The 12,239-nt window shown below is 57.7% G+C and carries 9 protein-coding genes and 1 tRNA gene; all 10 read left to right on the forward strand.

Going from position 1 to position 12,239, the window contains the following annotated elements:
- The gene (gene gpmI / locus ACEXKH_RS02535; RefSeq protein ID WP_373572968.1) at nt 1-1,554 is read left to right on the forward strand and encodes a 2,3-bisphosphoglycerate-independent phosphoglycerate mutase; all 1,554 of its coding nucleotides are present in this window, start codon (nt 1-3) and stop codon (nt 1,552-1,554) included.
- A 163-nt stretch (nt 1,555-1,717) separates the two neighbouring features.
- Nucleotides 1,718-1,972 (forward strand): preprotein translocase subunit SecG, encoded by a 255-nt coding sequence (gene secG, locus ACEXKH_RS02540; protein WP_006236144.1) that lies wholly within the window; start codon nt 1,718-1,720, stop codon nt 1,970-1,972.
- A 294-nt stretch (nt 1,973-2,266) separates the two neighbouring features.
- Complete coding sequence (locus ACEXKH_RS02545; RefSeq protein WP_225093366.1) at nt 2,267-3,943, forward strand: peptide ABC transporter substrate-binding protein; 1,677 nt, start codon at nt 2,267-2,269, stop codon at nt 3,941-3,943.
- Nucleotides 3,944-4,099: 156 nt separating this feature from the next.
- Complete coding sequence (locus ACEXKH_RS02550) at nt 4,100-5,137, forward strand: ABC transporter permease (RefSeq protein WP_161144843.1); 1,038 nt, start codon at nt 4,100-4,102, stop codon at nt 5,135-5,137.
- 14 nt (nt 5,138-5,151) lie between these two features.
- Complete coding sequence (locus ACEXKH_RS02555) at nt 5,152-6,087, forward strand: ABC transporter permease (protein WP_117770484.1); 936 nt, start codon at nt 5,152-5,154, stop codon at nt 6,085-6,087.
- Between the two features lie 2 nt (nt 6,088-6,089).
- Nucleotides 6,090-7,181, forward strand: coding sequence for an ABC transporter ATP-binding protein (locus ACEXKH_RS02560; protein WP_022094887.1), 1,092 nt, complete (start codon nt 6,090-6,092; stop codon nt 7,179-7,181).
- A complete protein-coding gene (locus tag ACEXKH_RS02565; RefSeq protein WP_022094888.1) occupies nt 7,181-8,209 on the forward strand; it encodes an ABC transporter ATP-binding protein in 1,029 nt (342 codons plus the stop codon). Before ACEXKH_RS02560 ends, ACEXKH_RS02565 begins: the two co-directional genes overlap by 1 nt.
- A 597-nt stretch (nt 8,210-8,806) precedes the next feature.
- A tRNA-Leu gene (locus tag ACEXKH_RS02570) sits at nt 8,807-8,896 on the forward strand.
- Nucleotides 8,897-8,955: 59 nt separating this feature from the next.
- Complete coding sequence (locus tag ACEXKH_RS02575; RefSeq protein WP_373572969.1) at nt 8,956-11,301, forward strand: SpoIIE family protein phosphatase; 2,346 nt, start codon at nt 8,956-8,958, stop codon at nt 11,299-11,301.
- A gap of 81 nt (nt 11,302-11,382) precedes the next feature.
- A complete protein-coding gene (locus ACEXKH_RS02580) occupies nt 11,383-12,129 on the forward strand; it encodes an anti-sigma factor antagonist (RefSeq protein WP_022094395.1) in 747 nt (248 codons plus the stop codon).
- Nucleotides 12,130-12,239: the final 110 nt, after the last annotated feature.

Raw genomic sequence — 12,239 nt, forward strand, 5'->3', positions numbered from 1 at the left:
ATGGCACAGCGTCATCTTCCTGCACTCCTGATCATCATGGATGGCTGCGGCCTTGCTCCGGCCGATGGCGAGAACGCCGTCGCCGCTGCCAAGACGCCCTTCCTTGATAGCCTGTACGAGAAGTATCCTCACACCACGCTCGGTGCTTCGGGCGAGGACGTGGGCCTTCCCGACGGCCAGATGGGCAACTCCGAGGTGGGTCACCTCAACATCGGTGCCGGCCGCATCGTGTTCCAGGAGCTTTCGCGCATCAACAACGCCATCAAGGATGGCTCCATCGCCAAGAACGAGGTCTTCGTCAAGGCTATGGACGACGTCAAGGCTGACGGCAAGACTCTCCACCTCATGGGCCTTATGAGCCCTGGCGGTGTTCATTCTCACATGAACCACGTCGAGGCTCTGGTCAAGATGGCTGCCGAGCATGGCGTCAAGACCGTTCGCGTCCACGCCTTCATGGATGGCCGCGACGTTGACCCGCAGTCCGGTGCCGGCTACATGAGTGAGTTCTGCGCCTTCCTGGCCAAGATCTCCGAGGAGACCGGTTGCGACGCTCGCGTTGCCACCGTCTCGGGCCGTTATTGGGCCATGGACCGCGATAATCGTTGGGAGCGCATCCAGCGCGCCTACGACGTCATGGTCAACGCGTCCGATGCCGATACCGACCCCGTTGCCGGTATCAAGGCCTACTACGAGAAGGATCCGCGCGGCGACGAGTTCGTCGAGCCCTTCGCTGCCCACAACGAGGGCATCCACGAGGGCGACGCGGCCATCTTCTTCAACTTCCGTCCCGATCGCGCTCGTCAGATGACCCGCGTGTTCACGGACAAGGAGTTCGACGGCTTTGAGCGCGAGCAGATTAAGCTTTCGCACTTTGTGACGATGACCGAGTACGATCCGACGTTTGACGTCGAGGTCGCCTTCCCCAAGACGTTCCCCGAGAACGTCCTGGCCGACGTTATCGCCGCCAATGGCCTGAAGCAGCTGCACACCGCCGAGACCGAGAAGTACGCCCACGTGACGTTCTTCCTCAACGGCGGCATCGAGGAGCCCAAGGAGGGCGAGGAGCGCGTGCTCGTCGCTTCCCCCAAGGTCGCTACCTACGATCTGCAGCCCGAGATGAGCGCTCCCGAGGTTACCGAGAAGCTCGTCGCCGCTATTAACGAGGATCGCGCTGATTTCTACATCGTGAACTTCGCGAACTGCGACATGGTTGGTCACACTGGTGTCTTCGACGCCGCCGTTAAGGCCGTCGAGGCTGTTGACGATGCTCTGTCCAAGGTTGTCCCGGCGATTCTCGCTAAGGGCGGCTTTGCGCTGATTACCGCCGACCATGGCAACGCCGATCACATGTTTGACGTTGCTTCCGACGGTTCCAAGCATCCGTTTACGGCCCACACCACCAACCGCGTGCCGTTCATCATCGTTGATGATAAGGCACAGCTCACCGGTATCGAGGACGGCCGTCTTTCCGATATCGCTCCGACCATGCTCACCATGGCTGGTATTGAGCCTTCCGCCGAGATGACGGGCCGCGTGCTCGCCACCGAGGCATAAGAGAAAACAAGTACCGTTTTCTAGTAAGGGGGTTGTCCACAATCGGACAACCCCCTTTTGGTGTTTCTGCCATTTCTGCCCCGTCCCCAAATGGCGGGTGGGGGGGCGTTGGGGGTTGTGGTACAGTACTGGAGTTTGAATTGTTCTATTAAGGAGCTTATCTATGGGTCCGTTCCAGATTCTTCTGTTTGTCGTTTGGGCTGTCTCTGCCGTGGCGCTGACGATTCTCGTCCTGATGCATTCCGGTAAGGGCACCGGCGTTTCGGATATGATCGCTAGCTCGCTGTATAACTCCAGCTCTGCCACGGGCGTCATGGAGCAGAACCTCGACCGCCTGACCGTCATCATGGCTGTCGTGTTTGCCGTGTGCGTCGTGCTGTGCATGTTCTTCTTCCCGCAGGGCATCGTCGGCTACTAAGCACGAGCCGCATAAATATTCAAAAAGGGTCCCGTAAGTGCGGGACCCTTTTTGTTTACATATTTGTAACAGAGTCAAAATATCCCCACATACTTCGCCCAACTAAAGAAATTCTCGACCGTTAACCGGAATTAGCCCCAAATTGTGTATAAAATGCGCTACTGTATTGCAAAACGTTGGTCCGTTGTGCATAACCAGCCATAGCAGCGGGCGGCGTTTTGATGGTTCGGATCGGATTGTTTCGACATGTGTCCGACTGAACATTTCTTTGTCCTATCTCATAAGGAGGATGGCATGGCTGATTCTATGTTCCACCAGCCCGTTATGGGTCGTCGCGCCTTTGTTGGCGGCACCCTTGCTGCGAGCTCCATGGCTTTTCTTGCCGCATGTGGCAAGAAGGGTGGCGACGCTTCCGGTTCTGAGTCCGGTTCGACGCTGAACTTCTACATCAACAACCCGGTCTGCATCGACCCCTACAATGTCCAGGAGGACCAGGGCACTCAGGTCGAGTACCAGCTCTTTGACGCTCTGACCTCTTACGACGCCGAGAAGGGCGAGATCGTTCCGCTGGCTTGCGAGTCCTTTGAGTCCAACGACGACGCCACCGAGTTTACCTTCAAGATCAAGAAGGCCAAGTTCCACAACGGTGACGACGTTACCTCCAAGTCCTTCAAGCTCGGTTGGGAGCGTCTGGTCAACACCAAGTCGGCCATCGCTACCGAGTACGGTCCTTCCGAGGTCTCCTATCACCTTTCCATGGTCGAGGGTTATGACGACCTGCTTGCCGGTAACGCTACCGAGCTCAGCGGTGTTACTTGCCCCGACGATGAGACCCTCGTCGTCAAGCTGTCTTCCGCTTACGCTGACTTCCCCTTCGTCGCCTCTCATCCGGCTCTGGCCCCGGTTCCCGAGTGCGCCGAGTCCGATGTCAAGAGCTTCTATCTTGCCCCGGTCGGTAACGGCCCGTTCATGATGGACGGCAAGTGGGAGGATGGCCAGGAGATCAACGTCAAGAAGTTCGACGATTACTATGGCGACAAGGCCAAGATCGATGGCATCCACTTCCAGGTCATCAAGGACATGGAGACCGCTTACAAGGAGTTCCAGGCCGGTAACCTCGATGTCTGCGACGTTCCCGTCGCTCAGATCGATGCCGCCAAGAAGGATCGCGGCGTGTCCAAGGACGGCTACACCATGGGTGACGGCGAGCGCATGCTGCTCGGCGCCGAGCCTTCCACGTACTATCTGACCTGCAACACCACGGCCGAGCCGTTCAACAACGCCGACCTGCGTAGGGGCATCTCCCTGGCCATTAACCGTGAGGCCATCTGCAAGACCATCTTCAAGGGTACCCGTACCCCTGCCGACGGCATTGTTCCTCCGGGCATCGATGGCTACAAGGAGGGCGCATGGGAGTTCTGCGCCTACGATGTCGACAAGGCTAACGAGTACCTCGACAAGGTTGCTCCCGCTGGCGCTAACGGGGATCGTGGCATTAGCGTGACCCTGTCCTACAACCAGGACGGCGGTCACAAGGAGATCATGGAGTCCATCATCGGCGACCTCGCCAAGGTTGGCGTTACCGCTGTCTCCGATACCCCTGAGTGGTCTGCCCTGCTCGAGCAGTATCAGAACTTTAACTATCAGTTCGGTCGTCTGGGTTGGATTGCCGACTACCCGATCATGGACAACTTCCTGTATCCGCTGTTCCACTCCGACTCCCTCGGTGGCGACAACCGCTCCGGTTACAACAACCCCGAGTTCGACGCCAAGGTCGACGAGGCTCGTACTATTGTTGACGACGAGGAGCGCGTCGCTAAGATGCAGGAGGCCGATGCAATGGTCGCTGCCGACTGCCCGGTCATCCCGATTATGTTCTACACGCACACCATCGCCGGCTCCGATCGCATCAAGCACCTCTATGTCGATCCGCAGAAGCACGCCGATCTGGGTACCGCTGAGCTCGCCTAAGAGTTTGCAGCTTCCGTGAGGGTCAAGTATTTACGTAGACCTCATGGGAAACATACAGTTCTCCCTAACCTGGGGTAAACTGGCTGATGGTAATTTTGGGATGCCGGTCTGGCGATCGGCATCCCATTTAGGTTAATCCCTAGATAGGGGAGTGGTATGGGTAAGTACATCGTTAAACGTGTGCTTCAGTTCATCCCGGTGTTTTTGGGCGTTACGCTGATTCTGTTCGCCCTCCAGAATATCGTGCCGGGAGATCCGATCAAGCTGATCGGTGGAGACAAGGCTCTGTCCCCCGAGGTGGAGCTTCAGCTTCGCGTTCGCTATCACCTGGTCCAGACGGACGAGGACGGCAACGCGATCCTTGACGAGAACGGCGACCCCGTTCAAACGTCGCTCGTGGACCGTTACTTGTATTACATGAACGGCCTGCTTCATGGCGATCTGGGCAATTCGTATCAGCGCAAGCTGCCGGTTACGGATATCTTTGCCCAGAAGTATCCGTATACGGTCAAACTTGCCGCGTGCGCCATCGTGCTCGAGGCAATTATGGGTATCGGTGCGGGTATCATTTCGGCGGTAAAGCGTTATTCCTTCTGGGATATTTTGGTAACGCTCACCACGTCGATCCTCGTTGCGGTCCCGGCCTTCTGGCTCGGTATGTTGCTGCAGCTGTTCTTTGGCGTCATCCTCAAGGACGCCACGGGCGGTGCAATCTCCATGCCGATCTCGGGTGCCGGCGGTTCCAGCTCTCAGTATCAGGATTGGATGCACTATGTGCTTCCGACCATTACGCTGGCTTCGGTTTCGACCGCTTATGCTGCCCGCATTATGCGCTCGCAGCTGCTTGACGTCATGAACCAGGATTACATCCGTACGGCAAAGGCGAAGGGTCTCTCCAATCGCGCGATCATCGTCAAGCATGCGCTTAAGAATGCACTCATCCCCGTCGTTACCTATATTGGTGTCGACTTTGGTGGCATGCTTTCGGGCGCCATCCTGACCGAGACGGTCTTTAACTGGCCCGGTATCGGCTATGAGGTCTATCGCGCCATTAGCATGCGTGACTGGCCCATCGTTATGGGCGGCGTTACGCTCATTGTCGTCGTCGTCATGGTGATCAACCTGCTCGTCGACATTAGCTATGCATTCCTCGACCCGCGCATCCGCCTTGGCGGTCCGTCGGATAAGGCCTAAGGGAGGTACGTCTCATGCAGGAAACTGATTCTCAGTCTCAGGAGCAGGCTACCGCCACCAAGGCCGCATCTGCTCCCGCCAAGTCCCGCACGCTGTGGGGCGACGCTTTTAAGCGTCTTCGTAAGAACAAGCTCGCCGTTATCGGTGTCTGCTGGATCATCATCGTCGTTTTGGTTGCGCTGACTGCCGATCTGTGGGCGAAGCCCTGGCTCGGTTCGCCGACGGCTTCCGACTCGACCACCATGGCCGAGACGTCGCTGCTGGCTCCGTGTGCAGAGCACCCGTTTGGCACCGACGCCCTTGGCCGTGACATTCTCGTCCGCGTTATCTACGGCGCACGCGTTTCGCTGTCCGTCGGCATTATGGCCACCGCCATCTCCACGCTGATCGGTCTGGTCATGGGCGCTCTGGCCGGTTTCTATGGCGGCATCTGGGATACGATCATCATGCGCTGTGCGGATATCTTCCTGGCGTTCCCGTACGTGCTGTTCGTTGTCGCCATGATCGCCGTTATCGGCCGTGGTCTTCAGAACGTCTTTATCGCCATCGGTATTCTCGGTTGGCCTTCGATTGCGCGCGTCTTCCGCTCTGCAATCTTGACGGTCAAGGAAAACGACTATGTTGACGCCGCGCGCGCGATGGGTGCATCTGATGCTCGTATCGTCGTGCGTCACATCTTCCCGAACTCCGTCGCCTCCATCGTGGTCTACGCGACCATGAACATTGGTGGCGCCATTCTGACCGAGTCCGCTCTGTCCTTCCTCGGCATGGGCGTTATTCCGCCTACGCCTTCGTGGGGCTCCATGATTCAGGACGGTCAGCAGTATCTTCTGACCGCTCCCTGGATGATGATCATGCCCGGTCTGGCAATTCTCTCGACGGTGCTCGCCTTCACCCTGCTGGGTGACGGTCTGCGCGACGCCCTCGACGTCAAGATGAAGGACGCATAAGGATGAAGAAGAACAAGAACTATGTGGACCTGAAGGACCAGCCTGTTCCCGAGGGCCAGCATCTGCTCGAGGTCGATGACCTTAAGATGTATTTCCACACCGAGGACGGCGTTGTTCGCGCTGTCGACGGTGTCTCCTACACGCTCGATCGCGGCGAGACCCTGGGCGTCGTCGGTGAGTCCGGCTCCGGTAAGTCCGTGACCGCCATGACCATCATGGGTCTTATCTCGATGCCTCCGGGAAAGATCGAGGGCGGCGACGTTCGCTATCGCGGTCGTTCTATCCTCGAGATGACCGAGGAGGAGATGCAGCACATTCGCGGCAACGACATCGCGATGATCTTCCAGGATCCTATGACCTCCTTGAACCCGGTCTATAAGATCGGCAAGCAGGTGGGCGAGGGCCTTCGTCTGCACCGTGGCTACTCCAAGCAGGAGGCGCTCAAGCGCGCTACCGAGCTTTTGGACCTCGTGGGTATCCCCGAGCCCGAGAAGCGCGTCAATGAGTATCCGCACCAGTTCTCCGGCGGTATGCGTCAGCGCGTCATGATCGCTATGGCTCTTGCCTGCGATCCCGATATCCTGATTGCCGACGAGCCCACGACGGCTCTGGACGTTACCATTCAGGCTCAGATTATCGAGCTCATGCAGGAAATGCAGGAGAAGAACGGCAACGCCATCATCATGATTACCCATGACCTGGGCGTCGTTGCCGATATGGCTGATAAGATCATGGTTATGTACGCCGGCCGTCCCGTCGAGTTCGGTACTGCTGAGGAAATCTTCTACGAGAGTCGCCACCCCTACACCTGGGGCCTTATCCGCTCCATCCCGGAGCAGGCCATCGAAGAGAAGAAGCCGCTTACGCCGATTCACGGCAACCCGCCTTCGCTCATGAACCTGCCTGAGGGCTGCGTCTTCTCTCCTCGTTGTCCCTATGCGACGGACAAGTGCCGCAAGCAGCGCCCCGAGCGCGTTGTCACCGAGTCTGGTCATTACTCTGCGTGCCACTACTCCGGTGACCCCGAGTTCCTCAAGAACGCTCCTGAGACGTCCCGTACGCGCAAGGATTCCAAGAAGGGAGGCGAGGCGTAATGGCAGATACCAACGAGCGTACTCCGCTGCTGAAGGTCGAGCACCTCTCTAAGGAGTTCCCCGCTGAGTCCGGCATGTTCGCCAAGCGCTTCTCCAAGCGTGTTGTCTCTGCAGTAAATGACATTTCGTTCGAGATTTATCCGGGCGAGACCTTTGGTCTGGTTGGTGAGTCTGGTTGCGGTAAGTCCACGACGGGTCGCACCATCATGCGCCTGACCAAGCCGACCGCCGGTAAGGTGTTCTTCCAGGGTAAAGACGTTGCCGAGATGAGCAAGCATGAGATCAAGGACATGCGTCGCGAGATGCAGTTCATCTTCCAGGATCCCTATGCTTCGCTCAATCCCCGTATGACCATCGGCGAGATCGTCTCCGAGCCCATGACCATTCATGGCGTGGGTACCAAGGAGGAGCGTATCGAGCGCGTCCGCGAGCTGCTGGACGTCGTCGGTCTGAATCCCGAGCACATCAACCGTTATCCGCACGAGTTCTCGGGCGGCCAGCGCCAGCGTGTCGGCATCGCCCGCGCGTTCGCTCTGAAGCCCAAGCTGATTATCTGCGACGAGCCTGTCTCTGCACTTGACGTATCCATTCAGGCCCAGGTTCTGAACCTTCTTAAGGAGCTCCAGGACAAGTTCGGTACCGCATATCTGTTTATCGCCCACGACCTGTCCGTCGTGCAGCACATCTCCGATCGCGTTGCCGTTATGTACCTGGGCAAGATGGTCGAGGTTTCGGACTGGAAGACGCTCTACAGTGAGCCGCACCACCCGTACACGCAGTCGCTGCTGTCTGCCGTGCCGGTGCCCGATCCTGATATCCAGAAGACCCGCAAGCGCATCATCCTCGCCGGCGATCCGCCGTCACCGCTGGATCCGCCGACCGGCTGCCGTTTCCACACGCGCTGCCCGATCGCTCAGGGTATCTGCTCCGAGAAGCTTCCTGAGTTTAAGGAAGTTGCCCCGGGCCACTGCTGCGCGTGCCACTTCGCCGAGCCGTTCCCGATTAAGGAATCGCACATCGACCTGTAGTCGGTTGTTTTCGTCCGGGCCCGTGCTGGACTTAGTTTTCAGAACGTCCTCGACCATGGAAACCCCCTTATCCTGCTCCTTCGGAGCTGCGGATAAGGGGGTTTCCTGGTCTGCGGAATGTTCTGAAAACTAAGTCCAGCACGGGCCCTGCGTTACCGCTGCAGGGGGGGGCGATTCCTTGATCGCTCACTTAATCTAATGGGAAAGATAGCGAGGCCGGAGCTTTAGCTCCGGCCTCCTTATATAAGGGCTCGGCAAAGCCGAGCCGCTAAATTTGTATCAGCCCTCAGAACATGTTTGAGAACTGTGCCTGAAGTACGTATTTGCAGGTCCCGAATCGGTGTTGCCTCCCGGCGCATTCCGCAGGGGGAGCGATATTTTGCAGCACGAAGTGCGTAGCAAAATATCGCTCATGCCCGAGGACGCGCCGGGAGGCAACACCGATTCGGGACCGGACATATAGATCTACCTGCTCATTTACAAATTCGTAAACTTTTTTCAAAAAAGTGCTTGCACAGTTCTCGAATCATAGGTTATTATCTTCCTCGTTGAACGCGCGGGTCCAACAAAACGAACCGCGAATCAACAACATAGCATGTCGGAGTGGCGGAATTGGCAGACGCGCTAGCTTGAGGTGCTAGTGACCGCTTTTTGGTCATGCGGGTTCAAGTCCCGCCTCCGACACCATCGCATTTGAGAAGCCTCTTCGGAGGCTTTTTTGTTACCGATAGACGGTGAGGTCCACGATGGAAACGCTTGAGCGCAACGAGTGGGCAGACGTTGCCCAACTGGTCGAGATCACGAGCGATGCTGTCATCATCTGTGAGCTCGACGGAACCATTCTGCATGTGAATAACCGTTTGCTCGACCTGATGTGCGAGGATCGCGCTGACGTCATCGGCGGTGATGTCAAAGACGTTCTGTACTCGTCTGCCTTTGAGCGCGCGACCGAACATCGTCTGCCGTTTGAGACCGATGGCTCCGAGAGCGAGCTGATGCTCAAACTGAGCGACGGATCTTTTATTCCCGTCTTGGTTCGCGCGGGTTCCGTTACGCCTCCGCGTATCTTTGGACGTCGTGCACCGCGTGTCCTGGTGGCGCTTCACAGCATCGAAGAGCAGTATTCCCACGATCGTCAGCTCAAACGTGCGCTATCGGAGCTTAGGGTGGCGAATAAACGCCTTTCGGGTACCCTTTCGGTCATTATGAGTACCGTGGGCTCCGATGAGCTCCCCAGCTTGCTCGATACCGTTTTGAATCAGCTCGTTGGAACGCTCGATGCCTCCGGTGCGGCTATCTATTTTTCCGAGAGCGGCGGCTTTAAGCTCCGCGGTGTTTCTAGGGAGCTTGAGGATAGCTATCTGCCCGAGTTTATGCCGTACGGCGCGGGCATTCCGACCTACGTGCTTCGCGAGTCGCGTGCCTGTCGCCTGTCGATTCAGCAGGACCTTGAGGGCGACCGGGTTGCTTCGGGTATGTTCATGGATTTGGACAATCGTTCCAAGCACTTGCTGCGCGTGCAGGATATGCCCCCGTATCGCAGCGAGATCTGTCTTCCCGTGTTTTACGGCACGCAGGTCCTTGGCGTGTTGGAAGTTGGCTGGAAACGCCCCCAGGCGCCACTTGCCTATGACGTGAACGTGCTCGAGGTCATCTGCGATTACCTGTCTATTCAGCTGGTCGGCATGGCGTCGAGCTTACGTTCGCGCCGCACGGCGGAGCTCGGCCGCTCGCTCAATTTGCTGCGCGACGAACTGTTTACCTATCTCGATGATCCCGTTGCCGCCTCGCGAGCGGTGTCGACGGAAATCTGCACGGTGCTCAATTGTCATTTCTGCCCCGTGGAGTATGATGCGGGCCTCGAAACCTATGTCATCGATTTTGAGGGCGGCAGTCGTGTGGCGCTGCCGGACGATCCGGAGTCACTCTTCTTTTCTGTCACGGCGCCAGCAGCGCGCCTGGGGGCAGCCCCCGACGGGTTTGAGACATCGGTGTTGGGCGGGACGAGCGCTGACGACCTCAAGCACGTGCGCCTTACACGTGTGGACGAATCCACGTCTATGGGTTCATGGTTGAGGGCCCACGGCCTACCGTGTCAGGGGCTTTATGTCGACTCCGGCATCGAAGCGGGGCGCTACCACTCGGAAGCGGATGGCAAACGAAGCAACGATGCGATTGTTCCCGCTGATATCGCCAAGGGGCCGACGAGGCGCGCTTTGCTACTCCGCGATGGCAGCCAAGAACCAATTGACGACCTTGAATACGACTACCTGGTGCATCTGGCGCATGACTTTGAACTGATCTATGAAGGCGAGTCTCAAAAACGCGAGGAGCGTCATATCGCTCAGACGCTTCAGATTGGCATGAGAAATTCGCTTGGTGACGTTCCGGGCATTGCAACCGATTCGGTATACCTATCGGCAACGAATTCTGCGTTGGTCGGCGGTGACTTCTATACGCTCATCCGTCTTCCCGACGACTGCGCCGTCATGATCCTGGGCGATGTGTCCGGCAAGGGCATCGAGGCGGCATCCATGTCCGCACTCGTCAAGACGGCGCTGACGGCCTATGCCTGGGAGGGTGCGGGGCCTGCCCGTATGGCACGCTCGCTCAATAGCATGCTCATGGGCTTTTCGAGGGTCGAGACGTTTGTGACGGCGTTTATCGCCAAGATCGATCTTAAAGCGGGCCGCGCTACTTATTGCTCTGCGGGACATCCTCCCACTATGGTCATTAGGCTGTCGTCGACGCCGCGTGGCGGCGGCGAGACCTGCGGGGGAGAAGTGGAGCTCCTTGGGTGCCAATCGGGCGTGATCGGTGCCTTTGAGAGCATGGTCTACGAGACGGGCGTGTTTACATTCGCTCCTGGTGACATGCTATTTATGTATACCGACGGAACAATCGAAGCACGTGATCGCTCGGGTGCTTTCTTTGGCGAACAACGCCTTCGCGACCTTCTGCTCTCTGTCTCGGGTGAGGGCGTATCGGGAATCTGCGGCAAGGTCTTGGGCGAGCTTGACCGCTTTACCGAGTCGGCGCTGGACGATGACATCGCGCTGGTTTCCCTTGAGTTTTTACGGGGTCGATCGTAGGTCACGACGCCTGACGGGCGAAATCTGCGCGGTTGCAGATACGTGTGCATCGAGCGAGCTCTTTTGGGGAACCATGGTCGTATGAATGAGTGGAATGACATAGCGGTTTTGACGCCACCGGGCGATATCGACATCGCCTCGGTGCCCGCACTGCGCCGACGGTTGGATAATTTGATCGACCGGGGCGTGCGTCGTGTTGTCATCAATTGCCAGACCGTGGGCTTTATCGACTCGACGGGTTTGGCGTTTTTGCTTACACGTGCTAGAGAGCTTATGAGGCATGAGGGGCTGCTTTCGCTCGTTAACGCCTCCGATGAGGTCGTTCGCTTTTTGGAAATTGCCCGACTTGTTGACATCCTTCATGTCGCGGGCCCGGCGCGGGAGTCGATTCCCGCCATTCCGGTGGGGGAGTTGCCGCGATGGAGCAAGAGCGTCGAAGTGCAGCGAGGCATCGAGAATCTCCCGTATTATCGGCATCGTGTGGCCGAGCTTCTCGAATCGCTTCCCCTGAGGCGTGATGAGCGCTATGACGTCGCATTGGCGTTGGGTGAGGCATTGGGTAACGCATATGACCATGCGGGCGGTGTTGGCTGCATCCTGACGGTTCAGGCCTATGGGGACCGTGTTGTGCTCGAGGTGCTTGATCGGGGCGCTGGCTATTCTATCGATGGGGCGAGCGAACCGGTAACATCCGAGGAACGCGGACGCGGTATCAAGCTTATGCGTATGCTCGTCGATAATGTGGAAGTTGCCCGTCGTACAGATGGCGCCGGCACACGTGTTCGGATGGTGAAGCTGTTTAGCTCGGCATTGGAATCGTGTGCTTAGGGTCTTGGCTTGGCGCTATTTACCTGCATGAACTTGCTTTGAGCAACTTTTTTGAAAAAAGTACTTGCGTCTTTAGGACAACTCGCGTAAATTAATAACCCGCAAGCGGA

The sequence above is a fragment of the Collinsella aerofaciens ATCC 25986 genome (assembly GCF_964259375.1).
In the GTDB taxonomy this organism is placed as follows: Bacteria; Actinomycetota; Coriobacteriia; order Coriobacteriales; family Coriobacteriaceae; genus Collinsella; species Collinsella aerofaciens_BO.

Bases quoted from the DNA above. Each gene is read 5' to 3' on its own strand.
- ACEXKH_RS02545 (WP_225093366.1), top strand. From the start codon at position 2,267: ATGGCTGATTCTATGTTCCACCAGCCCGTTATGGGTCGTCGCGCCTTT.
- ACEXKH_RS02560 (WP_022094887.1), top strand. From the start codon at position 6,090: ATGAAGAAGAACAAGAACTATGTGGACCTGAAGGACCAGCCTGTTCCC.
- gpmI (WP_373572968.1), top strand. From the start codon at position 1: ATGGCACAGCGTCATCTTCCTGCACTCCTGATCATCATGGATGGCTGC.
- ACEXKH_RS02555 (WP_117770484.1), top strand. From the start codon at position 5,152: ATGCAGGAAACTGATTCTCAGTCTCAGGAGCAGGCTACCGCCACCAAG.
- ACEXKH_RS02550 (WP_161144843.1), top strand. From the start codon at position 4,100: ATGGGTAAGTACATCGTTAAACGTGTGCTTCAGTTCATCCCGGTGTTT.
- ACEXKH_RS02565 (WP_022094888.1), top strand. From the start codon at position 7,181: ATGGCAGATACCAACGAGCGTACTCCGCTGCTGAAGGTCGAGCACCTC.
- ACEXKH_RS02575 (WP_373572969.1), top strand. From the start codon at position 8,956: ATGGAAACGCTTGAGCGCAACGAGTGGGCAGACGTTGCCCAACTGGTC.
- ACEXKH_RS02580 (WP_022094395.1), top strand. From the start codon at position 11,383: ATGAATGAGTGGAATGACATAGCGGTTTTGACGCCACCGGGCGATATC.
- secG (WP_006236144.1), top strand. From the start codon at position 1,718: ATGGGTCCGTTCCAGATTCTTCTGTTTGTCGTTTGGGCTGTCTCTGCC.